The following is a 26,187-nucleotide window of genomic DNA, read 5'->3' on the forward strand; positions in this document are numbered from 1 at the left end:
CCGCAAGCATGCGGGTTGGCCAATTCGATGATCCTGCTTCATCACTTTAACCGCTGTCGTCAAGGCTGGGGAGGCCGGTTGCGACCACCGCTCCCGCAGGCCGGAATATCAGCCGGCCGCACGCGCTGTGATGAGACCAATAATCCGCGCCACGGCAGACGGGATCGGTGCGATGATCGGCACGGTGAACATCGGCTGAAGTTTTCGCGCAGCCTCGCCGAGCGGCCCACCTCCGATGATCACAGCCTCGGCTCCGTCCTGCACGATGCAGGCTTCGACCGCGCCGGCAAGGGCAGCGCGCAGCCGTTCCGGATCGCGCATCAGGTCGTGCGGATCGCCATCGGCGAAGCGCGTGCCCGTATAGCTGGATCGCAAGCCCAGCGCTTCAGGCAAGGCGTCGATCCTCGCCTCGAGCAGCGGCGTCGTGGTCGCCACGCCGAAGCGACGACCACCTTCGGCCGCCGCGCGCATCGATGCCTCGCCGATGCCGACCGCAGGCAGCTTCAGCGCGCTCCTGATCCCGGTGAGACCCGGGTCGCCGAACGCAGCGACGATCATGCCGTCGTAGAGGTTCCGGTGCGCGCCCGCGATCTCCTCGACCTCGGGCGCGGCCGCGTCCAGCGCATCGGCCGAAACGATCATTGGGGGAGCGCGTGTTGCCATGGCGCCGACGATGTCGAAGCTGTCGGGAACTTCGGACCTCGCAATGGCGACCATCATCGCCGTGGTCGCCTCAAGGCTGTTCGGATTGATCAGGAGGATGCGACGACCCGACATGTCAGGCGCCGGCTCGTGAACGCGCACCAATCTCCTTGAAGATCGCGGTGAGTTCGTCGACCTCGTCTGCGCCCTCCTTCGGCTGGATCCGCTGTTCCATCTCCTCGATGTGATGACGCATCGAATGGATCGCGCCCGCCTTGTCCCGGGCGAGGATCAACGCCCCGATGTCCGGGTGCGCGTCCGGCGAGCAATCCGGCTCGCCCGGCTGCTCGAACGTCGCGATCGCCAGCGATGTCCGCAGCATCAGCTCGCGCGACATGTCCAACAGAACGCGGTTGCCTGCAAGCTTGGCGACCAGGATATGGAATTCCGCCGTGAGCGACAGCGAGGCCCAGCGATCGTTGCGATCGTGGCGCGCCTCCAGCTCCATGTGCGCCTTCAGCGCGGCTCTCCCGGATTTGTCCAACCGGTCGACCGCCGCGGCGACCGCGGCGACCTCGATGACGCGGCGCGCGGCGAAGATGTCCTGCGCCTCCTCCCAGCTCGGCCGATACACGAAGGCGCCGCGGTTGGGGATCTGCATCACCACCTTGCGCGAGGCGAGATGGGCGAGCGCCTGCCGGATGTGTATCCGCGTCGTGCCGAAGGCGGAAGCGAGCTTGTCCTCGCCGAGCTTGGCGCCGGGCTTCAGCCGCTTCTGGCTGATCGCGGTCAGAATGCCCTGGACCACCGGATCGTCGTCGACGCTGCGCGGATCGGCGGCATCCGGCTCGACGCGCTTCGGCTCGGCACGCTTGGTCTTGCGCTTGAGAGGACGGCTTCGCTTCATGTCCCGCTTTTACAGGATTCCCGGTTGTCACCGCAGCCCATTTTTTGCACAAAGTATCTGCCATACTGTTTACAATATAGACAATAAATTGGCGCCAATCTCTGGCGCCTTAAAATTAGCACAGCATCGACAATACCTTAGCGAGCAGCCCGCACTGGCACGGCGATTGCTAAACCTCCTTCCACAGGACAATGCGAGGGATGGAGCTGACGTTGAGTGACGTGCGCGGACATTCGCTCGATCTGAAGGGCATCGGCCACGCTTTCGGCGCGACCGTCGCGCTCGACGAGATCGAGCTTGCCGTCGCGGCAGGAGAGCTGATCGCGCTGCTCGGGCCGTCAGGCTGCGGCAAGACCACGATGCTCCAGATCATCGCCGGCTTCCTGCGCCCGTCCAAGGGCGAGGTTCGCTTCGACGGCGCGCGGGTCGAGCACATTCCCGCCAATCGCCGCCGCATCGGCATGGTATTCCAGAACTACGCGCTGTTTCCGCATCTCACCGTGTTCGAGAACGTCGCCTATGGATTGCGGGCGCGCAAACGGCCGAATGCTGAAGTCGCAGCGAAAGTCGAGCAGATGCTCGGGCTTGCCCAGATGGCGCAGTTTGCGCGCCGGCTGCCCGGCGAGCTCTCGGGCGGACAGCAGCAGCGCGTGGCGCTGGCACGCGCGCTTGCGATCGATCCGGGCCTCGTCCTGCTCGACGAGCCATTCTCTGCACTCGACAAGAATCTGCGCCTCGACATGCAGATCGAAATCAAGAGCCTGCTGAAGACCTTCGGCGTCACCTCCATCATCGTCACGCACGACCAGGAGGAGGCGCTGTCGATGGCCGACCGCATCGTCGTGCTCAACAAGGGACGCATCGAGCAGATCGACAGTCCGGATGCGCTCTACGACCGGCCGGCCAGCCTCTTCATATCGAGCTTCATCGGTCACACCAATTTGCTGCGCGGCACCGTAACCGAGACCGATCGCGTGCTGCTGGAGGCCGGTCCCGAAATCGACCTTGGGCGCTCCGCGCAACGCCGGCGCGGCACGCCGGTGACGATCTCGGTGCGGCCCGAGAACATCGCGTTCGGCGCCGCCGACCGACCCGGCGCCATTCCCGTCACGATCCGCGCCACCGTACCCCTCGGCGCGGTCAGCGTCACCGAGGGCCTGACGACGAGCGGCGAAGCCGTGAAGATCAGTCAGGCGCGCGCCGCGACAACCACGAAGGCGCGGACCGGAGAGACGGCCTGGCTCGCGATCACCGACACCTCGCGCGTCAGCATTTTCAGCACGCCGGCCGACGGCGTCCAGGACCATCAGCAAAGGAGTGTTTGACATGAGCCTATCCCGGAGATCGCTGCTCACCTCAGGTTCGGCCGCGCTCGCGGCGGCAAGCTGGGGATGGCCGACATCGTCGCGCGCCGCGGCCTCGATCGTGGCGACAACCTATCCCGGCAGCTTCGACGAAGCCTTCCGCGCCGTGGTCGGGCCGGCCTTCAAGAGAACCAGCGACAGCAGCGTCACCTTTACGCCGCTGCTCGGTGTCGACCAGATCGGCAAGATCCAGGCCTCGCGCAACGCGCCGCCCTTCGACGTGGTGCTGTTCGACGAGGGCCCGCTGATCCCGGCGATCGCGAGCGGCGTGCTGGAGAAATTCCCGGCGGAACAGTCGAAATCCTTTGCCGACATTCCGAGCGCGTTCCGCCATCCCGACGGTTACGCCCCTGTCGTCACCTGTCAGTTGATCGGCATCGCCTACAATCCGAAGAAGATCACGACGCCGCCGACCTCGTGGGAAGACCTTTGGAAGCCCGAGTACAAGGGCCGCGTCGGCATCACCGGGCTCGGCTCGAGCCTCGGCACCGCCTTCATGGTCGAGATCGCCAAGCTCAACGGCGGCTCGGAGACCAATATCGAGCCGGCTTTCGACGCCATCAAGAAGCTGCTGCCGAACGTCGGCGCGATCGCGGCCTCGCCCGGCGCGCTGGCCGCGCTGTTCCAGCAGGGCGAGATCGATATCGCCTTCAATTTCTGGAACAACGTGGCGCTGCTGGCCGCAAAGGGCGTCGACATCGCCTTCGCCAAGCCGAAGTCGGGCGCCGTCGTGATCCGCACCAGTGCACAGATCGTCAAGAACAACCAGGACCCGAAGCTGGTGCTCGACTATCTCGACACCGTGATGTCGGTCGCCGCGCAAAAGGGGCTCGAGGCCGCGCCCTGGGTGATGATGCCGACCAACAGCAAGGTGGCGCTGACCGGCGCGAACCTCACGGTGGCCAGGAGCGTCGACGATCTCGTCGCCAACAACGTGCTGCTCGACTGGACCAAGTTCCAGGCGATGCGCGGCGAATGGATCACCCGCTTCAGCAAGGAAGTGAAGATCTAGATGTCGCCGGCCGACACGACCGCGTCCAGACAGTTGCTGCCGGTGGTCCCGCTGGCAGCGCTGTTCTTCGCAGCCTTCGTGCTGCCGCTGGCCGCACTCGTGCTGGTCAGCCTGTTTCGGGACCCGCAATTCTCCGGCCTCTCGCTGGTCCAATATGTGCGATTCCTGTCGGATCCGTTCAGCCTCAAGGTGCTGTCGGACACGCTTTGGTTGGGAGCGGAGGTCGCGTTGGCGACGCTGTTCCTCGCCTATCCGCTCGCGCTCGTCTATGTCGGGAGCAGTCAGTTCATGCGCACGCTGATCACCTTCCTGATCATGCTGCCGCTGCTGACAAGCACGGTGGTGCGCACCTTCGCCTGGATCGTCATCCTCGGCCGCGACGGCATCGTCAACTCGGCGATGCTGTCGCTGGGGTTCTGGCAAGCGCCGGCGCGACTGCTGTACACCTGGGAGGGCATGGTGCTGGCGCTGACGCAGATCCAGCTTCCCCTGATGGCGCTGCCTGTCATCAACAGCCTGCTGCGGCTCGACGGTAATCTGACACGGGCTGCCGAGGGATTGGGTGCAAGCCGCGCCCGCATCTTCATCACCATCGTGCTGCCGCTGACGCTCCCGGGCGCCATCGCCGGCTGGCTGCTCGTCTTTGCAGCGGCTGCAACCGCCTTCATCACCCAGACGCTGGTCGGCGGCGGGCGCATCATCCTGATGCCGTCCTATATCTACCAGCAGGCCGTCGGCGTGCAGGACTGGCCGTTCGCGGCTGCGCTATCGCTGATCTTCACGCTGGCCGTGACCGGGATCGTCTTTGCGATCGGTGCGCTGTCCCGCCGCTACGTGCGAGGCGTCGATGCAGCGTAGCCTGGTCGACCGGGTCTATTCCGCCGTCGTCGGTACGATCACCGGCTTCGGCATGCTCCTGCTGCTGGCGCCGACGCTGGTCGTCCTCGTCATATCCTTCACCGGCGGCATCACGCTGAAATTCCCGCCGCCGAGCTGGTCGCTCCGCTGGTATGTCGAGCTGCTGCAATCGCAGGAGATCATGGAGCCAGCATTGACGAGCCTGAAAATTGCTGCGGCGGCGACAATCCTCTCCGCGGTGCTCGGCGGCGCGGCAGCGCTCGGGCTCGCACGGAGCAAATTGAAGATCGCACGCGCGCTGGATGCGCTTTTCATGTCGCCTATGGTATTGCCCGCGATGGCCTTCGGCCTGTCGCTGCTGCTGGTCTTCAACCTGCTCGGCATCCGCCTGTCCGCGGCGACGCTGGTGCTCGGCCACACCGTCATCTGCGTGCCCTTCGTGATCCGGATGGTCGGGGCCTCCGTGCAGCAGCTCAATCCGGTGCTGATCACCTGCTCGCTCAGCCTCGGCGCCAGCCGTTGGTACACGTTCCGTCGAATCACGCTGCCATTGATCCGCCGCGGCATCGCCGCGAGCTGCTTCGTCGCGTTCCTGACCTCGTTCGACAACGTGCCGGTGTCGCTGTTCCTGGCCGATGCCCGCACCGAGGTCCTGCCGATCAAGCTCTGGGCGATTCTCGAAGGCAGCCTCGACGTCCGGGTCGCCGCCGTCTCGGGCGTGATCGTGCTGGTGACGCTCGCCGGCCTCGTCTGTGCCGAAATCTTCGGCGGTGTCAGCCGCCAGATCGGGAATCGCTGATCATGCCGATCGAACGCGATCTACGAGGATACGGGAGGGCACGCCCGGATATCATCTGGCCCAACGCTGCCCGCGTCGCGGTGTCGCTCGTGGTGAACTTCGAGGAAGGCGCAGAACTCGCCGTCGAGCAGGGCGACGCCGAGACCGAGCGTTACGGCGAGGTCGCTTCGACGTCGCCGCCGGGGGTCCGAGATCTCGTGCAGGAGCAGGTGTTCGACTACGGCATGCGCGCAGGCCTGTGGCGCTTCCTCGACGCCTTTGCCGACGCGAATGTCCGCTCGACCTTCATGATGTGCGGCCGCGCGGTCGAGCGTGTGCCTGAGCTTGCTCGCGCCGTGATCGAAGCGGGACACGAGCCGGCGGTGCACGGCTGGCGCTGGTTGCCGCACGCGCGCTACGGCGATCCCGAGACCGAGCGTCGTGACATCGAGCGGACGCGCGACGTCATTGCCCGCGCCACCGGCGTCACGCCGGCCGGCTTCATGTCGCGCGGCAGCCAGAGCGCCTGGACGCGCGACCTCCTGATCGATCTCGGTTTCGCCTATGACTCCAACGCACTCGACGACGACCTGCCCTATTGGAGCCGTTCGCCGCGAGGGTCGATGCTGATCCTGCCTTACGGCTTCGACACCAACGACATGAAGTTTTTCCATCCGAACGGTTTCGTGCAGCCGGAGGATTTCTCGGACTATGTCGGTGCCGCGCTTGCGACGCTGGTCGAGGAAGCCGAACGCGGCCGCTCGGCGATGCTGTCGATCGGCTTCCACCTGCGCATTTGCGGCCGGCCCGCGCGTTTCCGCGCGGTGAAGGCCATTCTCGCGGAACTGGCGCGGCTCGAAGGCCGCGTTTGGGTGGCGACACGTGCCGACATCGCGAAGCATTTTCGCGGTGTCGCCAGCGAGCGGCGGACCTAGCTCAGGCATTCGAATCTAAACCTCTTCAAATCTAGAAGCCCTCGATATCGCCCCTACGAGCGTTGACTTGGAGAGAGCTCCGGCAGAACGATCGATGCAGACGATCCGCGCCAGCTGCGGCGCGGGCGCAGCCAGGATCCAGAGGCTCCATGCATCAATCGACATCATCAGGATCTCTCGAGCTTCCGGCGCTCAGCGCCGCGGAGCGACTCTTCATCTGGGGATTTCGCGCCAAGGCACGCAGTGGAGGCGCCGTTCCGACCGCAGCCGACATCCAGGAGGTGTACGACCATTTCCGCGTCGGCGATGCCGTGCTTTCGCTGGAATCCATCATCGAGATCTTCGCCTGCACGGCCCACACCGCGATCGAAGTGCACTGCCCGACCTGTCCGCGCATATCGGACAGCGAGCAAGGGATTCTGCACGCCATCGCCGCGGCACAGCAGGATCGCATCGACATCGTGCGCGAACGGTTCGAGAGCTGGCTGCCGCCGGTCGGTGCCGATTGGGCGTTGGCGCCGGTGCGGGGGCTCGCCACGATCTTCCGCATGGCAGGTCTCATCCTGCCCGACCGGCAGGTGCGGTCATTCGACAGGGACCGGACCATGGCGATGAAGAGCTGGCTGGTCGGAAGTCCGACATTGCACTGACGAGACCGTTCATGACCCCCGATATTTGCGGTTCTGTGCCGGACGCCGGCCAATCGCGGCTCTGTCCGCTCCAGGCCGCGCTTGGAGCGCGCCCCTGCGTCGACAATTACGATGATTTCTGCCGCGTCGCGCTGTCGCTGTTCCGCTTCATCGGGGCGGCCTATTCGACCGGCGCCTCCGATTGCTGGGAAGCCGCCTATCGCTTTGCCGACGAGGCGCCTGATATTGCCGACAGTCCGCTGCTGGTGGCGCGGGTGGCCGCGCTGGTGAGAATCCTGCGCAGCGGCCGGCCGTGCGAACTGTGCTTCATGCCGCCGTCCTGTCGTCGGCTGTCGAAGGACGAGACTGAACTGATGCGATTGCTGGCGGTCGCGCGCCGCAGGCAGCCGGGCGAGCTCGAATCCATCGTCTGCGCCTTCGTCGGCTCCGGCCAGGAAGATGCGGCGACGCGGGCGGTCAACGCGCTTGCGTTGTGCTGAGGCTTTAGCGGGTTCTGGGCGGCTCCACATCTGATCACTCGCCCGCAAGGCAAGCCGCCATGATGCCGTCGAGCTCGGCTTTCGACAGCACGCCGAGTTCGGCGATGAACACGATCCGCGTCCGCGGCACGCCCGGCGCGGGCGCATCGCCCGGGGCCAGCGTGGCGCGGCCGGCGGCGAATTGGAACACCATCTGGCGTCCGGGCTGCTCGATGGTTTCGAACAGGCCTTTGGCGCGGGCGAGTTTTGGCGCCAGCCTGCCGATGGCCTGCTGCAGGCGGGGCAGCGAGATCGGGCGGTCCGAGGTCCAGCTCAGCGTCTCGAAGCGCTCTTCTGTCGGGCGTTTCGGGCCCGGATCGCGCGGCGCGGGTGCACGCTCGACGTTCGCTGGAAACAGCAGCGCCGACGGAATCTCGCCATGCCGCGCATCGACCACCACGGCAGGAAGGCGCAAGGCGCGGATGGCCTGACGCATCCGCGCACCCGCGCCCTCGTCCGCCAGATCCAGCTTGGTCAAGGCCACGATATCGGCAACGCGCAATTGCGAACGCTGGAGGGCGTCGTCCAGCGCGGCCGGCGGTGTGCCCGCGTCGATCACGCACAGCACCGTCTCCAGCGGCGCCTCGCGCAGGATCACGGGGTCCATCAGATTGCGGACGATGTCGGCGGGATCGGCGACGCCGCTGGTCTCGATGACGATATGTTCGGGCTTCGGATCCCGCCGCAGCAGCGTCGAGAGCGTGCGCAGCAGATCGCCTTCGAGCGAGCAGCAGATGCAGCCGTTGGCGAGACTGACCACGCCGTCGCTGGCGCCCGCGATCAGTTCCGCATCGATGTTGATGGCGCCGAAATCGTTGACGATCGCGGCGATCCGCCGTCCCTCCGCATGCGCCAGCAGATGGTTCACCACCGTGGTCTTGCCCGCCCCCAAGAAGCCCGTCACCAGGAGAATGGGGACCGGCATGGGTCAGCCCCCGACGACGGGGCGGCGCACCGGCTTGCCCGGCCGCGCCGCGAGGTCCAGCGCGCCGTCACTGATCAGCACCTGGCCGCTGACCACGAGATGCCGCACGCCTTCGGAGGGACGGTTCATCGCCGTGAAGGTGGCGCGGTCGGAGAGTTTTTCGTAGTCGAACACGACGATGTCGGCGTCCGCGTCCTTCGCGAGCCGGCCCTTGGCACGCATGGCCGGCGTGCTCTGCGCCAGGATTTCCGCCGGGATCAGCGCGCATTTGCGCACGCCTTCGAGCAGCGACACGGTCTTGCGCTCGCGCACCCATTCGCGGATGAAGCGGGTGAAGCAGCCGGCCGAGCGCGGATGCGAGGTGGCATCGTCAGGCAGCGGCCAGGCATCGCCGGTGTAGGTCTTGCCGTCCGACGTCGTCCACGGCATCGCATCGGACGCGATCGCGCCGCCGGGATACAGCACCGACATGTCGAGCAGGTCGCGGTGATGCGCATTGTTCTCGATGTCGAGGATGTGCCAGAGCACCAGCGAGGACGGCTCTTCGGCCTGCGCCTTCAGGAGCTCCTCGCGGTCGTGGAAGCGATAGCCGTCGGTCACGCGCTGCACCGAATCGTAGCCGGTGCCGTTGCGCTCGACGAATTCGGGGTCGCTGAAGAAGGCCGCGGCCAGCACGGTGGAGCCGGTGCCGTAAGGATAGGCCTCGACCGTGATGGGCAGGCCCTGCGCCTGCGCTTTCGCGATCAGCACGCGGCAACGCTCGACGTCGGTCTTGCTCGACGAGTTGAAATGGCAGATGTGCATGTGCGCGCCGGTGGCGCCGGCATAACCGATCAGGCGGATATAGGCTTCCACCGCGCTTTCGGGGTCGATGCGCGACATGAAGGCGACATGGGTGAAGGTCGGCACGTTCTGCGCCGCGGCGAGCTGGCAGACCGCGGTCAACTCCTGCACGCCGGCGCCCGGCGCGTAGGCATTGAGGATGCCGATGCCGATGCCGCCCTCGTCGAGGCCACGGCCGAGACGCTCGAGAACGCCCGCGACTTCCGCATCGCTCGCCACATTGTCCATCCAGCGGCGATCGCGCATGGCATTGCCGAACGCCTCCAGCGAGCTCTCGGCGTTCGAGCCCGTCATCGCGCCGATGCGCGCAAACGCCCAGTTTGTGGCGGCGCCGTAGTTCAGCACCCGGCCTTTTCTCGCCTGGCGCTCGTACCAGGACCCGACCGGCAGCACGCCGGCCTCGAGATCGAGCGTCGTCGTGACGCCGTCGAACGCCTGCATGCGGTCGGCCGGAATGGACTGGCCATGCGCGTGCAGGTCGATGAAGCCGGGCGCGACCACGAGGCCGGTGGCGTCGATCACCCGCTCGGCGCTGCCGAGGTCCGTGCCGACGGCAGCGATCCTGCCGTCCACCACCGCCACATCGCCAACGGCGTCCATCCCGCTCGCGGGGTCCACCACCCGGCCGCCGCTGATTACCAACCCGCTCATATCGTCACTCCGAAAGCTATTGCCAAAACCGCCAAAGGCCCGGCAGCAGCTTTGGAGGCGGAGACCGGCCGCATCGCGCACCGTCCCGGCGCGCATAGAGGCAGATTTTCGGGGGAACGACTACCGCCGCCGATGCCGACGCATCATGCGGAATCGCGCGCGCCATCAGAGCCCGTCAAACCAGGATTTCCACTTCGGCACCGCCGTCGCGAAGGTGCCGCGATGGCTGGTGCTGCCGGTCGAGACGGCCTCGACCGCCATGTTGCCGCTGCCGATCGCGCGCTGATAGGTCATGGCGAGCTGGCCCAGCCCGACGCTGATGGCTTCGTCGGTCTCGCCGTAATAGTTGCGGACCGGGCTCTTGACGATCCAGCGATACGCCTGGGTCTGCGCGACCAGCCGTCCGTAGGCCGATGCCGCAAAGAACTGCGGATCGAAATAGTCGGCGCGGATCAGCTTGTGCAGGTCAGTGGGGACGTCGGCCGGATTGAAGGGTTCGCGCGTGTAAGCCTTGCGCGACACGTCGTAATAGGCATCCGCGATCAGCGAGCGCGCGAGCCCCGGCACGCCGTAATAATTCTCGAACGAGAATGCCGTCAGGATGAATAGCGAATTCACCCAGCTCGCATCGTTCTTGCGCGGGAAGCTGAGAAAGCCGTTCAGCGCCACGAACGCGTCGACCGGCGCGCTCGCGGTGGCGGCGGCGTCGACCTTGGTGCCCGATTGCTCGAGCTTCTCGAGCATGGCCATGGTCACGAACCCGCCTTGCGACCAGCCGGCGAGAAACAGTTTCGTTGTGGTGAGCTTGAGGTGATCGAGCACGGCGCGGCTTGCGATCAGCATGTCGTAGGTCGCCTGCTGGTGGCTCGCCTTGACCATGTAACCTTCCGGCTCGGACGACGTGCCCAGCCCGAAATAGTCGGCGCCGACTACCACGTAGCCCTGCCCTGCGAACTGGGCGATCATCAATTGCGTTTCCGGCGACTGCTGCGGAAACGAAGGAACCTCCTGCTTCCCGTAGACGGTGCCGTGCTGATACGACACCATCGGGAACGAGGTGCCGCTGTCCTCGGGGATCGCGAGCAAGCCGGAGGCGACCGTCGGCTTGTTGCCGCGCTCGGGCACGACGGACGGATAGGTCACGCGATAGAGCCGGACGGCATTGCGCGCCGGGCTGTGGGCTGTCGTGATCCCGGCGAAGGCAGGCGTATCGACCTGCAGAATCTTGTTGAGCTGATCGGCATCCCAGCGCGCAATGCGCTGATATTCGATGCCGGCCGGTAATTTGACGACCTGGCCTTCCTGCGCGTTGGCGGAGGCCCCCATGAGGAGTTGGACGAGCAGCAGGAGAGAGAAACGCCAAGCCGATATCATGCAGGAGACCCGTGGCAAGAAAGCGTGGAACGAGAAGGTGACAGGCCTAAGCGTGTTCGGTTGAGATTGTGTTGCACCTGGCCTCGCGCCAAGCTGGAACCGGCCTGTCGAGCCGTGCGCGATTGTCGCAGGTCGGGCGGGGCACGCGTTCGCGGTCTCGCGGCAATGATTTGCCCGAGCTGTGCTCTTCTTCACACCCTCTCGGAAAGAAAGGGTGCAGGGAAGGCCGGGCGCCGGCTGGCACCCGTAAAGCCCCCGTGCTGAACAGATGCACACGCAATGCACAGGGGAGACACAGGGCAGCCGATACCAGGCCTTCCCTGCGCGATGGTCTGACGGCCAATATGCCGCGCTCTCCCGGGAGCCGAACTTTCCTTGTGGCCTCCCTCGCCATTCGAATTGACGATGCCGCTCGCCCGGTTGAGCTCGCGCGCATCTTCGAACAGCTTGACCGTGGCAACGACGGCCAGGACGACGCGGTTTTGCCGTACGCAGGAGCGCTGTTCGTCTTCGCGGTTCACGCGCGCTCACGAGGTTCTCTCGCCCTGCACGCGCAAGCTCCGCCTTGACGCCGCCTGCGTCCACCGCAATCCCCGCCCGCGCTCGAAACGACGTACGACCGCCCCTCATGTGGGCGAGGATGGCCGACACATACGACAAATCCGAATTTCGGTAAAGTGGAATATTTTCGTGGAGAGGGGTTGACACGATGTGAGCTGTTTCGACAGGCGCATAGACGGCTTCAAAACGAAGCGGCTGTATTGCAAAATGCGCTACGGACTTCTATGTTTGATCGCAGTTGGAGGTTTGTCATGTCCCGCCCCGTTGAACGCAAGGCGCATCCGCTTTCGATGCGGCTGCCGGAAACTGACATTGCCATCATCGACCGGGCCGCCGCGTTGCGCGGGCGCTCGCGCACGGACTTCGTGCGGGACGCGACCGTGCGCGCCGCCGAGGATGCGCTGATGGAGACGACGCCCATTCGCATGAGCCCGGCTGGGTTCAAGATGTTCATGGCGGCGCTGTCCGGACCGGCGGCCCCGGTGCCGGAAATGGTCGAACTGTTCAAACGTACCGCGCCATGGGAGAGCAAAGCATCTCCAAGCTACACGGACGCAGCTCCGCGTGGAGAAGATGCCGCCAAGCGAAAGAGCCGCGCAGGCAAGAGGCGCTGAGGCTTGGCGATTTCAGCCCCCGAACCGCTGGCGTCGGCTCACCATCTCGACGAGTTCTCCTGCGGCAAGCCTTCCCTCGACCGCTGGCTCAAAACGCGCGCGTTGTCCAACCAGCAGAAGGGCTTTCACGGCCGTCATGGTCGTTCACGAGATGAATCGTGTCGTCGGCTATTATGGTCTCGCGCCGACTGCAATCATCCCCTCCTCCCTGCCGCGGTCCGTACGGACCGGCCAACCGCTCGATCCTGTGCCCTGTCTGCTGCTCGGGCAGCTCGCAACCGACGAGAATTGGATCGGTCAAGACGTGGGAACCGGCCTGCTCAAGCATGCGCTCCAGCGCTGCGTCTCGGCCGCAGGCCTGATAGGAGGCCGCGCGCTGATCGTCAACGCGGTCGATCCTGAGGCTGCTGCGTTCTGGACGCGACGCGGGTTCATTGCCTCGAAGGACGATCCGCTCGTCCTCGTCAGGTCCATCGCCGACATCGCGGCGTCGCTTCGCTAGAGGGGTATCCAATGCCCGTGAAATTCGCAGACATTCTACAGGCTTTCGAGTTCGCCGACGTCAACGGCGGCATGGGGCAGTGCCACACCTTCGTCTGCAGGCAGACGGGAAAGATTTACTACCAGTTCGATCAGGACGACCTGCAGGAACTCGAGGACGAGCAACTGCCTGACGATATCGAAGACGAGACCAAGTATCTGCGGATCCCGAACTCCCGAGATCTCGACCTCGGCAAGCCTCTGGTGATCGCCTTTGTCCGCGAGTCGCTGCCGGACGATTTGGACGACGTTCGTTATTTCTTCAGCAAGCGCGGCGCCTATCAGCAGTTCAAGAGCCTGCTCTCCCGACGGGGAGCGATCGATGCCTGGCATGACTATCGGAACAAGGCGACGGAGCGGGCCTTGCGCGACTGGTGCGAGATGCATTCCATTGAGATCGTCGACTGACAAGGCATTCCCTTGATTGCCATGGCAGGCATGAGGCGGCTCCGCCGTCATCTCGCCCCCTTTGTCATTCAGGGAGCGGGTTGGGCAGCGCTGTCGGGGGGCGAAGTTCCAGGGTTCCTCTTGATAGGCCGGCATCCCATTCAAACAAATCCTTACCTGTCACGCCGCGCTCTGCTCGGCGGACTCATGTCGGCGGGCAGCGCGCTCGCGCTCGGCGGCTGCGCTGGTCTCGGCGCGACCGGCGCGCGCTTCGACGCGTCGTCGCTGTCAGCTGATCCCACAGTGCTCGTCGCCACCACGCGCAAACCTGTGAATGGCGGTCGCACCAAGCCCTGGTTCGGGCCCGAGCGCGCGTCCAGCATGACGATCGCGCGGGCCAGGCTGGTGGCGCCGGACGAGAGCCGTCTTTCTCTCGCCTCGGTTGGAATCGGCGATTGGCGCCTCGATCGGCTAGAACCGGTGTCGGCCGACGTCGGCGATCTCGCCGCGCAGGTCGGGACAGGCGACGTGCTGATCTATGTGCACGGCTTCAAGCAGACATTCGAGACGGCCGTACTGGATGCCGCCCACCTCTCCGACGGGATCAAGTTCCACGGCCGGACGATGGTGTTCTCCTGGCCCTCCAAGGACGGACTGTTCGACTATGCCTATGACCGCGACAGCGCGATGTGGTCCCGCGACGCTTTCGAACGCGTGCTCTCAGCGCTCGTGTCGACACCAGGCGCCGGCCGCGTGCACATTGTCGCCCACAGCATGGGAACCATGCTGACGCTCGAAAGCCTGCGTCAACTCTATGCGAAATACGGCGACACCGTCACGGGCAAGATCGGCGCGGTGGTGTTTGCCGCACCCGACATCGACATGGACGTGTTCTCGTCGGCGATCCAGCGCATCGGTCCGCTGGCCGGCAAGATCACCGTGATCGCGTCGACGAACGACCGCGCATTGGCGCTGTCAGGGCAGCTCGCCGGCGGCATGACGAGGGTCGGCGCCGCCGAAAAGGCCGCCATCGCACGGCTCGGCGTGCGCGTGGTCGATGCGTCAGCGGAAGGCTGGGGCATCATCAACCACGATCTGTTCCTGTCGAACGCGGATGTGCAGAAGGTGATCCGGCGGTCGATTGACGGCACGACGGCGTAGGGCGAGCGGCGGTGCCGCATGAGTTTGACGCATCGTGATCAATGACGCCGAAGCGACCAACTACAGCGGCAATTTCCGCTCGGCGATGATCCGCACGGGCGGAAAGGCAACGCAGTCCGCCACGTCGAACAACACTTCAATGCTGCGATCAAATGCCCGTGCAAAGGCCATCGCTTCGTCGCGCCGTTCATCGGCAACGGCAGTACCGAGCGTGCAATGCGGCGTCCAGGCGCCGGGCCGGTAATGAGGACGACAATGCGCTGGATCGATCGCCACGCTGATGGCGCCGTGGATGCGAGCCAGGGTTTCGTCGACCTCCGGCTCCGCCCAGAGGACAAGCGGAGATCCTTCGAACCAGCGAATTCGTCTGAACGCGATCCGCAGTTGCCTCTCGCCGGCAATGGCTGCCTTCATCACGTCCCATGCGGTCTTCTCGTCAGCCACAGGCGAGTCGTAGATCGCAAATGTAAAATGCGGCCGGTAGTGGAGGGCACGCATCGAAGGCTCGACCTCGAATGCGGCGACCTGATCCCACAGGCTCTCGATCTCGCCTGCTGAACTGTCGTCTGCCCGGATGTTGATCGCCAATGCCACAGGCTCACTCCGCGATGTTGGACGTTCTTATTGGCCGAAATTGACGCTTACCTCATCTTTACAACGGCCTTCCCCCTGGCTCGCCCCTTTTCGAGATACGCCAGCGCCTCCTTCGCCTGTTCGAACGGAAATACCTTGTCGATCACCGGCCGGATGCGCCCGGCCTCGATAAGCTCGCCGATTTCGGCGAGTTGGCTACCGTCGGGACGCACGAACAGGAATGAATATTCCGCGCCAATCTTGCCGGCGTGGCGAATGATCTTGCGGCTCAGCAATCCGAACAGGAACACCATGAAAAAGTTCATCCCTCGGGCGCGGGCGAACGTGGCGTCCGGTGGCCCAACAAGGGAAGCTATCCTGCTCCCCGGCTTCAGGATCCGAAGCGATTTCTCGAGCGTATCGCCCCTGACCGTGGCCAGCACGGCGTCGTAGTCCCGCAGCACCTCCTCGAATTGCTGTGTCTTGTAGTCGACCACCTCGTCAGCTCCGAGGCTGCGCACCAGATCGACATTTCCTGTGCTGGTCGTCGTCCCCACCCGTGCTCCGAGATATGTCGCGAGCTGGATCGCAAAAGTGCCGATCCCGCCGGCGCCCGCGGGGATAAACACCTTCTGATGGGGCTCGAGACGCAGGCGTTCCTTGAGCGCCTGCCACGAGGTCAGGCCGACCATCGGGATCGAGGCCGCTTGCACGAAGTCCAGGTTTGGCGGCTTGAGCGCGGCGGCATCCTCCGGCACGCGCGCGAATTCGGCGAGAGCGCCGGTTCCGAAATCGAAGATGCTGGCGAAGACGGCATCGCCCGGCTTGAAGCGGGTCACGCTGCCTCCGACCTCGACGACGACGCCTGCAAGATCACTGCCCAGCGTTGCCGGCAGCTGAAACCCGAGGATGGGCTTGAACGTTCCTTTTGGAATCATGTTGTCGATCGGGTTCAAGCCCGCGGCGTGAACCTGGACCAGAATTTCATTCGGCTTGGGCGTCGGCCGGGAAATTTCAGCCAACGCGACCTGATCGGGCTTGCCGTAACGTTTGAAGACAAGAGCTTTCATTTTCCCTCTCGGTCCGAAGGTCTTCGCGGCCGCGGCGGCAAGAGGCCGCGCATACGCCGTTTGTTGCCATCAGAAGGCCCGGGCGGTGCGGACGGGCTGCGATTCCGCCCGCATATCGAGACGCAGGTCTTTTCGTATGCCGGCATCCACCAGGCCGGCTGGCGCAAATCGCCGCAACAATCGCAGGCGCTTCGCGAGGCTGCCAGCCGCGTACCGGAGCTGCGGCCGCGTCGCGCTCGCCGCCTTCAGCACGGTCTCGGCCACGACGGCCGGCTGTTCGGCCGTTGCCATCACCTCGTTCACCCTCTTGGTGACGCCCGCGCGGGCCTCGCGATATTCATCGAGCTTGGCATCAGGCTCCAGGAAGTTGGCGTCGAACGGCGTCTTGGTATACGCGGGCTCGATCACCGAGACCCGAATGCCTCTCGTGCGCAGTTCATGGTCGAGCGACTCCGAGTAGCCGGCCACCGCGTGCTTGGTTGCGGCATAGAGGGCGCCATACGGCATCGGCAGAAAGCCAAGCACAGAGCCGATGTTGATGATGCGGCCACTCCCCTGGCGTCGCATGTGTGGCACCACGGTCCGCGTCATCCGGATCAGCCCGAAGAAGTTCGTGTCGAAGATCGCGCGTGCCTGGTCCATCGAGCTCTCTTCCGCTCCCGCAGGGGCGACGCCAAAGCCGGCATTGTTCACGAGCAGGTCGATGCGGCCCTCGCGTCGGATCACTTCGCCGACGGCTGCTTCGACCGATGCGTCGCTGGTCACGTCGAGGGACAGCATCTCGAACGGATGCTTGCCAGCCTGTGTGCCCCGCCTGCTGGTGCCAAACACGTTATAGCCGGCGTTCGCCAGCCGCTCCGCCGTGGCCTGTCCGATGCCTGACGAGGCGCCGGTCACCAGCGCGATCTTCGGTTCAATCCTGTTCATAAGCCTCTCCGGCGCCCGCCTCCGGGCTGGAATGTTTTTGATTACGATCGTAACTATTGATATACATGACGATCGTAATTATAATTGTCAAGCCCTCGCGATTCAGGATCGTCGAACATGCGCGTTTCAAAGGAACAGGCTGCGAAGAACCGCGAGCGCATCCTCGATACCGCCTCGCGCCTGATGCGAGAGCGCGGCATCTCCGGCATGGGTGTCGATGCTCTTGCCGAGGCGGCCGGGATGACGCACGGCAGCCTGTACAGTCAGTTCGGTTCCAAGGAACGGCTGGTCGAAGAAGCGGTGGCCCACGCGATCGCGGCCAAGGCGCAGGAATTTCCCGAGGCCTTTGCTCTCGACGACTACGTTTCGGACTACCTCTCGCCGGCCCACCGCGACGATCCGGCAAGCGGCTGCCCCTTCGCCGCCCTGGCTTGCGAGATCTCACGCCAAAGCAGCGGCGTGAGAGAGCGCTTCACTGCCGGAGTACGGAACGCGGTAGCGCTCATGAGCGGCCGAATGGGCTCCTCACTGAAGCCTCGGCAGCGTGAGGACAAGGCACTCGCGGCCACCGCCTCCCTGGTCGGCGCCTTGGTACTCGCCCGGGCGGTGAACGACTCGAAGCTGTCGGATGATGTTCTTCGCGCGACGAGGGATTCGCTATCGAGGTGACGGGGCACTCAATCTCACCGGTTGTCGAATGCGGAAGTGCAGAAGGTGATCCGGCGGTCGATCGACGGGACGACGGCGTAGGGGGAGCGGCATAAGCCTACGCGATCAGACGTTGCACCAAGGCGGACTCGCTCGAATACGTCAGCAGCGCCTCGTGAGTCGCCCGGGTCACCCCGACATATGTCAGGCGGACGCACTCCTCGACGGTCTCGCCGTGGCGGCCGAGCAAGCCCAGGCCGGCGATGGCGACGCAGGGAAACTCCAGTCCCTTCGCGGAGTGCATGCTCAGGAACCGCACGGCCACCCGCTTGACCGAAACCCTGTTGCGATTGTCCTTGGCCATATCGATCGGCACGCCATGCCTGGCCAGGATCTGCGCGACTTTCCCTCCGATCCAGTGCTCCGGATAGAGACAGGCCATCTGCGACCACTCGTAACCGGCCTTCTTCCGGTCGAGAAACCATTCGGCGACGCAGTGAGCTTCTGCGTCGATGCTCACGCACCGTCGAACGTCCGGCTCTAGCCCTTGCCGGCCCGCATCTTCAGGCAACAGGATGGCGTGCTCGTCGTCGAGCCGTCGTTCCTGGAGCGCCAATGACGTCCGCAGCGAAGCGCCTCGCGAAGGCAACGATCTGGGCCGTGTTGCGGTAGTTGACCTTCAACACGGTGGTCCTGCCCTTGGCTTCGATTCCGAGCTGACTCCACACCGGGCGTTCGCGTCCTTTGTAGATGGCCTGGATGTCGTCGTAGACGACCATCAGCGCTTTGGTGCGCGGGTTCACCATCTTGGCCGCGAGCGCGAGCCATTGCGGCTCGAAGTCGTGGGCCTCGTCGATCAGGACGGCGTCGTATTGCTCCGCCGGGATATGGCCTTGATCGACGGCCTTCACGACCGCTGAGACGCTGGCCGCAAGCCGCTCGGCGTAATCAGGATAATCGCGTTCGGACGGCGCGGGAATGCCATACGTCCGCAGCATCCGGTAGCACCATGAATGAAAGGTGAGGACATGCACGCGGTTCTCCACGCCCCGGCTCTGCATGGCATCCTCGAGTCGCCCGGCGATGCCATTGGCGTAACACAGGATCAGCACCGGCTTCGCCGCCGCTCGCGCGAGATACTCGGCCCGGAAGGCCAGGATCAGGGTCTTGCCCGATCCGGCGACGCCGCGAATGATCCGATGCCCCTCGCCCAGGCTGCGTGCGAACTGCTCCTGATGCATGTCCATGACTGCAAGCGTGCGGTCCGAGGGATCGGCGTTGGGCGCGTCGTCCAGAGGCAGCGCAATCTGCCGGATGCGGATCTCCGGAAAGAGCAGCGCGCGCAGCCGGTCGAATTGCGGCATGGACAGCGGCTCTCCGAGACGCGGATAGACCATGCGCCACATCCGGGAGCGGAATTCCTCGGGATCGGCGCCCTCCGTCATTTCGTCCTTGAATACACAGAGCTGCTCGGAGAACACATCCTTGAGATCGGCCTGTTCGAACTGCTTGCGCGTGATGTTCGTGAACACGGCGCCATAGCCGAACGGCACGATGGCTTTGCCCATGAAGCGATGCCCGACCGGAAACAGCAATTGTCCGTCTCGCTCCAGGGTGCGCACGACGTCGAATGTGTATTTGCGCGCCTGCTCGAGCGGATTGCTCTCCCGCACAGTGCCACGACTGGTCAGCAGTTCGACCTTTGTCTTGTCCGCCGAGACGATCGTCTCCAGCCGCCAGTCCTTCACCTCGAGCACGAGCAGGCCGTTCGCGGGATGAACGATGATGAAATCCGGATGCCGGTTGAGCGGGCCGACGGGGAGGTTGTGCCAGACGACGGCGTTCTCTTCGAGGAAGTCCTTGAGCCGTTCCGCGAGTCGGAGCTCCCCACGGCTGTCGAAGCGCGCGAAGCCCAGGCTGGGGATCAGGATTGCCATGTGACGACCGCGAGCACCATTGCGGACCGCCTTGTGAGCTACGTGTGTAGCAAAGCGGTCTCCAGGCTCACATGGTTGCCCAGAGGATGCAGGTTTTCAATGGCTTAGGATTTGCTTGGCGCGCCACTCAGAATAGAACCGCGAACTTCTATATTATTGAAATCGCTGTGTAATCACCAGTTAGAACTGCCCCCTGCAGCCCCCTTCGTACTTCTTTCGGCGTCCCCGTTAGATATGGGCGGCGCCAGTTGACGCTTGCAGTTCAGGACGTGGGCCAGCAGGGACGTCGTTCTCGAGCCGGCCGTCACGAAGCCGAAAGATGTGGTCGAACCGATCCAGGATCATTTCGTCATGCGTGACGCAGATGATTGCGGCATTCTGGTCGATGGCGATCCGGCGTAGCAGATCCATCACGATTCTGGCGCGCTGCGAATCGAGCGGCGCGGTCGGTTCGTCGGCGAGAATGATCCGTGGTCGGTTGGCGAGTGCGCGCGCGATAGCCACCCGTTGGGCTTCGCCGCCCGACAGCTGCTTGGGTAAAGCATGCTTGCGGTGGCCAACTTCGAGATAGTCCAGTAACTCGACGGCGTGCACGAGAGACGCCGCAGACCCCAGTCCGGCGAGTTGGAGCACCACGGCGACATTGTCGGTGGCGTCGAGGAACGGCAGCAGATTGGGGTACTGAAAGATGAAGCCGATCTTGTCGAGGCGCAGCCGGCGCAGGTCGGCCTTGAGCCAGCGATCGTCATAGACCACCTCGCCGTCGAGCGTGAGCCGGCCGCCGCTCGGCTCCAGAATGCAGGCGATGCAGTTGAGGAGGGTCGTCTTGCCCGAACCGCTCGGACCCATGAGTCCAATAACCTGGCCCGGATAGACGTCCATGTTGATGTCGATCAGGGCATCGACCCGCGCGGTCCCGGTGCCGAAATGCTTGGAGAGGCGTTCGACGCTTACAACCGCTTGTCTGCTTTCTCCTGCCATCGTCCTACCCCGAAGTCGCCAGCGCTTCGGCCGGGTCTACCTTGAGGGCGAGCCGAATGCCGAGGATGCTCGCAATAAGGCACATGACGATGGTGATAATGAATACGATCGCAACACTTTCGGGATCAAATATCAGCCGTCGTGGAAAAAACGGCCTGAAGATGAAAACGAGCGCCAGCCCGGCGAGGTAGCCGGCAATCCCGAGCGACAGCGATTGCTGAATGATGAGACCGACGATGGTGCGATCGGGCGCGCCGACGAATTTCAGGGTGGCGATCGAGCGCACCTTGTCCATGGTCATCGTATAGATGATCAGGGCGATAATGACGGCAGATACGATCACCAGCAGTACCATGATCAGAAGCTGCTGTTTACGTGCCCTTTCGATGACGACCTTGCTCAACAGGGTTTCCTGTTGCTCCTGGGTGAGCGCCGTAAGGTGTTTCCAGCGGGAGAGCGCCGTGGCGACCTCGTTGGCTGGCACATAGGGCGAGACCTTGGCGATGACGGCATTGATCTGATCGTTGGCTTGCAGCGCGCCGCCGCGCGCCTGTTCACGCCGTGTCGACGGCGGCGCAAGTTCGAACTGCAGCGCTTGCGCGTCATGCAAGGTGATGTAGGCGACGGGATCCCCGGCCGAGGTGACCTCGTTCTGCATCAGACCGACGACGGTGAATTTGTGACCGCGAGTGCCGAGTGGGACTTCCTGGCCGAGCGCAAGGCCGGCGCCACGATCCACGATTATTTCGTAATGGCTACGCAAAATCTCGCGCCCGGCGACGAGCTTGCTGGGGCCGCCGGGGCGTCCCAGCTCGAAACCGATGAGGAAGAGGCGGTGTGGTGCGCCGTTCAGCTCGGTCTGGACCGATTGGTAGGTGACCGCGCCGGCGCGCTGCACGCCATAGACGCGGCTGACCAGCTCCCGCGTATCGCCGGGGATGCGCGACGATTCCGCGAACGGCCCTTTGGTGTCGGCCTGGACCACCCAGAGGTCGGCATTCGCGGCGCGTGCCTGCCGCAGCGCGTCGTCGATCATGCCTCCGTACACGCCGGTGATCATGATGACGATGCCGAGCAACAGGCTCAGTCCGAAATTGGTCAGTGAGAAGCGCAGCAGGTTGTGCTTGATATCGCGATAAGCCAGATTCATGGCACTTTCCCGCCGGCCACCTTCGCCGCACGGCCCACGCGCAGTCCGCTGCTTAACTGTGACACCACAAGGGCATCGTTCGGCACGCCGCCTGTAATTTCGTGGCGTCCGTCGAGCAGCCTGTGGCCGAGGGTCACCACGTGTTGCTGGAGGTGCCCATCCTCGACGGTCCATACCGTTCCTTGGCCCTTGCCGAGGCCGGCGATTGCCGCCTCCGGGACCAGCCGCGGCTGCGTCAGGCGCACGGTCGTGATGTAGACCTCGGCCTGTTCGCCCAGAGTGAATTCCGCCGGTATCTGAGCGAAGGCGACTGCGACGCGACGCTCCTCGTTCACACGATCGCTCTCGGGCTCGATGCGCGCCACGCGTCCAGCGATGCGGTGGCCCGGCTGCGAGCGCAGCACGATTTGAGCAGGTTCGCCGACGTTGATCTCCCCGGCCTTGCTTTCGTCGATGTAGGCAAGCACCCATACGGTCGCCGGATCGATCAGCGTGAAGACCGGCTCACCGGCGCCGAGGGCGGAGCCAAGCTCCTTCGTGCGCGCGATCACCATGGCGTTGTAGGGCGCCGTCAGCGTGTGGAAGTCCAGCGTCGCCGATTCCAGAAGCCCTTGGGCCTTCGCATCGTTGATGGAGGCGCGCGCCACCTCCACTTCGCTGGAGGCGAGATTGAAGTCACCGAGTGCGGCATCCTGGACTGCCTGTGCAGTTTCGGCCGCTTCGACCGAAGTGCTGTTGCTCTGAACCAGCGCTTGTCGGCGCTCGCTGATGCGCTTGGCATTGTTATAATTGGCACGTGCCTTTTCAACGCTCGCAGTGGCCTTCTGCACATTGGCTTCGGCTTGCGCAATGGATGCTTTGGTCCTGGCGACACGCGCGCTTTGTTCGCGGTCATCAAGGCGGCCCAGATTGGAGCCCTTGGCCACGCGATCACCGACATCCGCCCGAAGATCGACGAGCACGCCTGAAACCTTGAAGCCGACCTTTGATGCGACGCGGGCCTCGACGGTGCCGAGGCCGAACACCTCTACCGGCACATCGCGCTCGGCTTGCGAGACCTGTACGTTGACCGGACGGAGATAGAATGCCCAAGTACCTGCGCCGACAGCGGCGAGGACGGCGAGCAGGACGGCAAGAAGAGCAAGCCGCCCGCTCGGGTGAGTCTTCGCCCCTCCAGCGTCGGGAAAGTCTCGGCCTTTTACGGCTCCGACAACTGGAGTGACGCTTGCCGGTTTTCGCTGGGTGTCAAGCACAGGCATCCCCTCCGATCGGGACCCGCCGAGGGGCGGCTCTGCAAATATGATTTGTGGAGGGACGCTCGTATTGACCTGAATCAACGGGCGAGACGGCCAACGGAGAAGACTTGGACTTTACTGGCGGCGCTTGGCGATTTCCCGATAGAGCGCCTCTGGGCTGACGCCGATCTGGTCGGCAACAAGCTTCCATTCGCCCTTCTGCGGAAAGCTGCCGGCGTTCCAGGCCATCCAGGCGTCGAGTCTCTCGGCCACCGTTCTCAACGAAAGAATTTCCGCGCGAAGCCTTGTACTCTGAAGCTCCTGGGCGAGATGATGAGCCCAGATATCGCTGAACTCGGAACTCCTCGTGAGCAGCTTCTTGAGGCTGACCTTGGCGTACACCCGAGTATCCGCAGCGCCGAACGCGACGGCGTCGCAATGATAGATGCCGGAGTAAAGGGACGCTTCCGCCAGGATCGACCCCGGGCCTGCGCGTTGCAGGATCAAGCCCGATCCATCGCTTTGATACCGCACGAGATGGATCGACCCGGCCAGCACGATATGCATATGGGTGACGGGATCGCCCCGATGGAACAAGTGCTGGCCTGTGGCGAAGTGCTGCTGTCGAGCACGCAAGTCCCGCAGATACGGTTCAATGGATTGCAACATGATAACTATCATGTCGGAAAGCTGTTCTGGGTGGCAAGTATTATCGGCGTGCCTGCGCTCGGTCGGCTATCGCTGTCCGCGCAGGTTGGCCAAGCACGCCGCTACGCGGCCGGCCTTGAGGAGGACATATGCGCGTTTTGGTGGCCACGATCGTTGCTGCTCTGGCTGGTGGTAGCGCAACGCTCGCCGGCGCCCAGCATCAGCACAGCCATGATCCGTCTACCCCCGTTGCTCCGGACACCCGGCAGTTCGTCAAGTTTCCCGCGCCCTTGGTCGAGCACACTCTGGCGAACATGCGAGATCATCTCCAAACGCTTCAGGAGATACAATCCCAACTCGCGATGGGGCAGACGGACGTTGCTGCCAAGGTTGCGGAAACACGCCTGGGAATGTCATCGCTGGGGCTGCATGGCGCTGCGGAAGTCTCCAAGTATATGCCGCAAGGCATGCAGGATGCCGGGACAGCGATGCATCGCGCCGCAAGCCGGTTTGCAATCACTGCTCAGGAAGCGGGGGTAACGGGCGATCTAAAGCCAGTGTTTGCAGGGTTGGCGGAAATAACGGCTCAATGCGTGGGTTGTCACGCGGGATACCAGCTGAAATAGTGCGAGCCTTGGAAGGCTGCAGGATTTCCGTCCAGGAGCAGGCCCGCTGCTTTTCACCCGTCGGAGCGGCAGATGCTTGGATGCATCTTGCCATGGGGCGTCCTTCGGACCGTGTACGTCGCGGATTGGCGCTCCCTAGGGGAATCGAACCCCTGTTTCAGCCTTGAGAGGGCCGCGTCCTAACCGCTAGACGAAGGGAGCGTGAGAGCTAGCCAATAACCTCGAAATTTGTCCGCCGCAAGGACCCCGGCGGGCCTTTTAGGGCTCATTGGCGAATTTCAGCTTTCCGGCCGGCTTCAGGGTGTGGGCGTCGAAGGTGCGGATCTCGATGACGCCGCCGACGTCCAGGGTAACCACGAGGCGGTTGCCGGCGAGGCCGGTCGAGACGATTTTGGCGCCCTTCGGCAGGATGGCGGTGACGTCGCCGGCCGGCTCGGCCGCCCTTCCCTCGGACTTGAAAAGGCGGTAGCCCACCGCGATCAGCACGGCGCAGATCGCCAGCGCCGTGGTCAACCCCGCGATCAGCATCATCCGTCGCACCCGCGCGAACAGCGCGGCCTGCTCGGGGCTCGGTTCGGGAACAGCGGTGTCAGAAATCGTCATGGAAAGTCTTGGTCCTAAGGGTCTTGGCTCTGCGCAAAGGTTGGAGGTCGTCGTCCAAGGCAGCGAGGGCTCGGCCCGGCTCGACCGCGTGCTGGCGGCACACCTCACCGACCTGTCGCGATCGCGGCTGAAAGCCCTGATCCTGGCGGGCGCGGTGAGCCTGAAGGCCGCCGCGATCCGCGACCCCGCTTATCACGTCACATCCGGCGATACGATCACAATCGACGTGCCGGAAGCGGTCCCGCCGGAGCCAAAGGGGGAGGATATCGCCCTCGATATCGTGTTCGAGGACGACGAAATCGTCGTTCTCAACAAGCCGAAGGGGCTGGTGGTGCACCCTGCCGCCGGCCACGAGACCGGCACGCTGGTGAACGCGCTGATCGCCCATTGCGGCGCTTCGCTGTCGGGCATTGGCGGAGTGCGCCGGCCCGGCATCGTGCACCGGCTCGACAAGGACACGACGGGGCTGATGGTGATCGCCAAGAACGACCTCGCCCATGCCTCGCTGACCGCGCAATTCGCCGATCACGGCCGCACCGGCGCGATGCGCCGCGGCTACATGGCCTTTGCCTGGGGCGTGCCCGGCCGTCATCGCGGCACCGTCGACGCGCCGATCGACCGCCATCCGCATGCGCGCGAGAAGATGGCGGTGCGCCAGGGCGGCCGCGAGGCCGTCACGCACTGGGAGATCCTGGAGAGTTTCAACGGGCGCGACGGCAAGCCGATCGCGACGCTGCTCGCCTGCGAGCTCGAGACCGGGCGCACCCACCAGATCCGCGTCCATCTCGCCCATACCGGCCATCCCCTGATGGGGGATGCCGTCTATGGACCGCATTTCAAGACGAAGGCGAACCAGCTTGGCACCGAGTCGCAAGCCGCCCTCGCCGCGCTTGGACGGCAGGCCTTGCACGCGTATCTGCTGGTATTGGAGCACCCGAGGACCGGAGAATTACTCCACTGGGAGGCACCTCTGCCGGAGGATTTGCTTCTCCTTCAGGGCGCCCTGAAAGCGGCGCTATGACGCAGAGGCTTTAAGAAAGTCGTTACATTACAAAAAGTTATAGCTGCC

General features: G+C 64.3%; 28 protein-coding genes, 1 tRNA gene and 1 pseudogene. 14 read left to right on the forward strand and 16 right to left on the reverse strand.

Annotated elements, in window-relative coordinates:
* Nucleotides 1-108: 108 nt before the first annotated feature.
* Both IVB24_RS35580 and IVB24_RS35585 read right to left on the reverse strand, forming a co-directional pair.
* Nucleotides 109-777, reverse strand: a complete 669-nt coding sequence (locus tag IVB24_RS35580; protein WP_247771328.1) for an aspartate/glutamate racemase family protein — start codon at nucleotides 775-777, stop codon at nucleotides 109-111.
* Between the two features lies 1 nt (nucleotide 778).
* Entirely contained in the window at nucleotides 779-1,549 is a 771-nt protein-coding gene (locus tag IVB24_RS35585; RefSeq protein WP_247771331.1) for a GntR family transcriptional regulator, read from the reverse strand.
* Nucleotides 1,550-1,770: 221 nt separating this feature from the next.
* On the opposite strand from IVB24_RS35585, the gene IVB24_RS35590 reads away from it, so the two are divergent.
* The 7 genes from IVB24_RS35590 to IVB24_RS35620 all read left to right on the forward strand — a co-directional run bounded on the left by IVB24_RS35590 (nucleotide 1,771) and on the right by IVB24_RS35620 (nucleotide 7,625).
* Entirely contained in the window at nucleotides 1,771-2,874 is a 1,104-nt protein-coding gene (locus IVB24_RS35590) for an ABC transporter ATP-binding protein (RefSeq protein WP_247774234.1), read from the forward strand.
* Between the two features lies 1 nt (nucleotide 2,875).
* A complete protein-coding gene (locus tag IVB24_RS35595; RefSeq protein ID WP_247771334.1) occupies nucleotides 2,876-3,925 on the forward strand; it encodes an extracellular solute-binding protein in 1,050 nt (349 codons plus the stop codon).
* Nucleotides 3,926-4,783: an ABC transporter permease gene (locus IVB24_RS35600; RefSeq protein ID WP_094972897.1), complete on the forward strand. Its 858-nt coding sequence runs from the start codon at nucleotides 3,926-3,928 to the stop codon at nucleotides 4,781-4,783.
* The gene (locus IVB24_RS35605) at nucleotides 4,773-5,582 is read left to right on the forward strand and encodes an ABC transporter permease (protein ID WP_247771336.1); all 810 of its coding nucleotides are present in this window, start codon (nucleotides 4,773-4,775) and stop codon (nucleotides 5,580-5,582) included. Before IVB24_RS35600 ends, IVB24_RS35605 begins: the two co-directional genes overlap by 11 nt.
* Nucleotides 5,583-5,584: 2 nt before the next feature.
* The gene (locus IVB24_RS35610; protein ID WP_247771340.1) at nucleotides 5,585-6,496 is read left to right on the forward strand and encodes a polysaccharide deacetylase family protein; all 912 of its coding nucleotides are present in this window, start codon (nucleotides 5,585-5,587) and stop codon (nucleotides 6,494-6,496) included.
* 149 nt (nucleotides 6,497-6,645) lie between these two features.
* Nucleotides 6,646-7,146 carry a hypothetical protein gene (locus IVB24_RS35615; protein ID WP_247771342.1) on the forward strand — a complete coding sequence of 167 codons (501 nt, stop codon included), beginning with the start codon at nucleotides 6,646-6,648 and terminating at the stop codon, nucleotides 7,144-7,146.
* 11 nt (nucleotides 7,147-7,157) lie between these two features.
* Nucleotides 7,158-7,625, forward strand: a complete 468-nt coding sequence (locus IVB24_RS35620; RefSeq protein ID WP_247771344.1) for a hypothetical protein — start codon at nucleotides 7,158-7,160, stop codon at nucleotides 7,623-7,625.
* A gap of 34 nt (nucleotides 7,626-7,659) precedes the next feature.
* Here the strand turns inward: IVB24_RS35620 and IVB24_RS35625 are convergent, their stop codons facing one another.
* The 3 genes from IVB24_RS35625 to IVB24_RS35635 all read right to left on the reverse strand — a co-directional run bounded on the left by IVB24_RS35625 (nucleotide 7,660) and on the right by IVB24_RS35635 (nucleotide 11,457).
* On the reverse strand, nucleotides 7,660-8,589 hold the full coding sequence (locus IVB24_RS35625; protein ID WP_247771346.1) for a GTP-binding protein: 930 nt from the start codon (nucleotides 8,587-8,589) through the stop codon (nucleotides 7,660-7,662).
* Between the two features lie 3 nt (nucleotides 8,590-8,592).
* Nucleotides 8,593-10,083: an amidohydrolase family protein gene (locus tag IVB24_RS35630; protein ID WP_247771348.1), complete on the reverse strand. Its 1,491-nt coding sequence runs from the start codon at nucleotides 10,081-10,083 to the stop codon at nucleotides 8,593-8,595.
* A gap of 165 nt (nucleotides 10,084-10,248) precedes the next feature.
* Nucleotides 10,249-11,457, reverse strand: a complete 1,209-nt coding sequence (locus tag IVB24_RS35635; RefSeq protein WP_247771352.1) for an alpha/beta hydrolase — start codon at nucleotides 11,455-11,457, stop codon at nucleotides 10,249-10,251.
* A gap of 812 nt (nucleotides 11,458-12,269) precedes the next feature.
* On the opposite strand from IVB24_RS35635, the gene IVB24_RS35640 reads away from it, so the two are divergent.
* From IVB24_RS35640 to IVB24_RS35655, 4 genes and pseudogenes are all read left to right on the forward strand, one after another.
* Nucleotides 12,270-12,632 (forward strand): DUF1778 domain-containing protein, encoded by a 363-nt coding sequence (locus tag IVB24_RS35640; RefSeq protein WP_247774235.1) that lies wholly within the window; start codon nucleotides 12,270-12,272, stop codon nucleotides 12,630-12,632.
* A 3-nt stretch (nucleotides 12,633-12,635) separates the two neighbouring features.
* Nucleotides 12,636-13,134 (forward strand): annotated as a pseudogene (locus tag IVB24_RS35645) (GNAT family N-acetyltransferase).
* Between the two features lie 11 nt (nucleotides 13,135-13,145).
* The gene (locus tag IVB24_RS35650; RefSeq protein ID WP_247771354.1) at nucleotides 13,146-13,580 is read left to right on the forward strand and encodes a hypothetical protein; all 435 of its coding nucleotides are present in this window, start codon (nucleotides 13,146-13,148) and stop codon (nucleotides 13,578-13,580) included.
* A gap of 186 nt (nucleotides 13,581-13,766) precedes the next feature.
* Entirely contained in the window at nucleotides 13,767-14,720 is a 954-nt protein-coding gene (locus IVB24_RS35655) for an alpha/beta fold hydrolase (protein ID WP_247771356.1), read from the forward strand.
* A gap of 60 nt (nucleotides 14,721-14,780) precedes the next feature.
* Here IVB24_RS35655 and IVB24_RS35660 read toward each other — a convergent pair whose 3' ends face one another.
* The 3 genes from IVB24_RS35660 to IVB24_RS35670 form a co-directional block, all read right to left on the reverse strand.
* Nucleotides 14,781-15,314, reverse strand: a complete 534-nt coding sequence (locus tag IVB24_RS35660; RefSeq protein ID WP_247771357.1) for a 2'-5' RNA ligase family protein — start codon at nucleotides 15,312-15,314, stop codon at nucleotides 14,781-14,783.
* A 47-nt stretch (nucleotides 15,315-15,361) separates the two neighbouring features.
* A complete protein-coding gene (locus IVB24_RS35665; protein ID WP_247771358.1) occupies nucleotides 15,362-16,363 on the reverse strand; it encodes an NADP-dependent oxidoreductase in 1,002 nt (333 codons plus the stop codon).
* Between the two features lie 69 nt (nucleotides 16,364-16,432).
* On the reverse strand, nucleotides 16,433-17,290 hold the full coding sequence (locus IVB24_RS35670; protein ID WP_247771359.1) for an oxidoreductase: 858 nt from the start codon (nucleotides 17,288-17,290) through the stop codon (nucleotides 16,433-16,435).
* Nucleotides 17,291-17,407: 117 nt separating this feature from the next.
* Here IVB24_RS35670 and IVB24_RS35675 point away from each other — a divergent pair, with 117 nt between their 5' ends.
* Nucleotides 17,408-17,959, forward strand: coding sequence for a TetR/AcrR family transcriptional regulator (locus tag IVB24_RS35675; RefSeq protein WP_247771361.1), 552 nt, complete (start codon nucleotides 17,408-17,410; stop codon nucleotides 17,957-17,959).
* A 97-nt stretch (nucleotides 17,960-18,056) separates the two neighbouring features.
* Here the strand turns inward: IVB24_RS35675 and IVB24_RS35680 are convergent, their stop codons facing one another.
* The 6 genes from IVB24_RS35680 to IVB24_RS35705 all read right to left on the reverse strand — a co-directional run bounded on the left by IVB24_RS35680 (nucleotide 18,057) and on the right by IVB24_RS35705 (nucleotide 23,910).
* The gene (locus IVB24_RS35680) at nucleotides 18,057-18,554 is read right to left on the reverse strand and encodes a 3'-5' exonuclease (RefSeq protein WP_247771363.1); all 498 of its coding nucleotides are present in this window, start codon (nucleotides 18,552-18,554) and stop codon (nucleotides 18,057-18,059) included.
* On the reverse strand, nucleotides 18,502-19,875 hold the full coding sequence (locus IVB24_RS35685) for an NERD domain-containing protein/DEAD/DEAH box helicase (RefSeq protein ID WP_247771364.1): 1,374 nt from the start codon (nucleotides 19,873-19,875) through the stop codon (nucleotides 18,502-18,504). The genes IVB24_RS35680 and IVB24_RS35685 overlap by 53 nt, the downstream gene beginning before the upstream one ends.
* Before the next feature lie 228 nt (nucleotides 19,876-20,103).
* Entirely contained in the window at nucleotides 20,104-20,856 is a 753-nt protein-coding gene (locus IVB24_RS35690; RefSeq protein WP_166474007.1) for an ABC transporter ATP-binding protein, read from the reverse strand.
* 4 nt (nucleotides 20,857-20,860) lie between these two features.
* A complete protein-coding gene (locus IVB24_RS35695) occupies nucleotides 20,861-22,006 on the reverse strand; it encodes an ABC transporter permease (RefSeq protein WP_247771365.1) in 1,146 nt (381 codons plus the stop codon).
* On the reverse strand, nucleotides 22,003-23,259 hold the full coding sequence (locus IVB24_RS35700) for an HlyD family efflux transporter periplasmic adaptor subunit (protein ID WP_247771366.1): 1,257 nt from the start codon (nucleotides 23,257-23,259) through the stop codon (nucleotides 22,003-22,005). The genes IVB24_RS35695 and IVB24_RS35700 overlap by 4 nt, the downstream gene beginning before the upstream one ends.
* A gap of 117 nt (nucleotides 23,260-23,376) precedes the next feature.
* Nucleotides 23,377-23,910: a Crp/Fnr family transcriptional regulator gene (locus tag IVB24_RS35705; protein WP_244621138.1), complete on the reverse strand. Its 534-nt coding sequence runs from the start codon at nucleotides 23,908-23,910 to the stop codon at nucleotides 23,377-23,379.
* Between the two features lie 128 nt (nucleotides 23,911-24,038).
* On the opposite strand from IVB24_RS35705, the gene IVB24_RS35710 reads away from it, so the two are divergent.
* Nucleotides 24,039-24,515: a hypothetical protein gene (locus tag IVB24_RS35710; RefSeq protein ID WP_247771367.1), complete on the forward strand. Its 477-nt coding sequence runs from the start codon at nucleotides 24,039-24,041 to the stop codon at nucleotides 24,513-24,515.
* A gap of 126 nt (nucleotides 24,516-24,641) precedes the next feature.
* Here IVB24_RS35710 and IVB24_RS35715 read toward each other — a convergent pair.
* Nucleotides 24,642-24,716, reverse strand: a tRNA-Glu gene (locus IVB24_RS35715).
* A gap of 57 nt (nucleotides 24,717-24,773) precedes the next feature.
* Complete coding sequence (locus tag IVB24_RS35720; protein WP_247771368.1) at nucleotides 24,774-25,118, reverse strand: hypothetical protein; 345 nt, start codon at nucleotides 25,116-25,118, stop codon at nucleotides 24,774-24,776.
* Between IVB24_RS35720 and IVB24_RS35725 the strand changes: the two genes are divergently transcribed.
* Nucleotides 25,117-26,139 (forward strand): RluA family pseudouridine synthase, encoded by a 1,023-nt coding sequence (locus IVB24_RS35725; protein WP_247771369.1) that lies wholly within the window; start codon nucleotides 25,117-25,119, stop codon nucleotides 26,137-26,139. The genes IVB24_RS35720 and IVB24_RS35725 overlap by 2 nt on opposite strands.
* Nucleotides 26,140-26,187 lie beyond the last annotated feature (48 nt).

The organism is Bradyrhizobium sp. 192 (assembly GCF_023100965.1).
GTDB classification, from domain to species: domain Bacteria; phylum Pseudomonadota; class Alphaproteobacteria; order Rhizobiales; family Xanthobacteraceae; genus Bradyrhizobium; species Bradyrhizobium symbiodeficiens.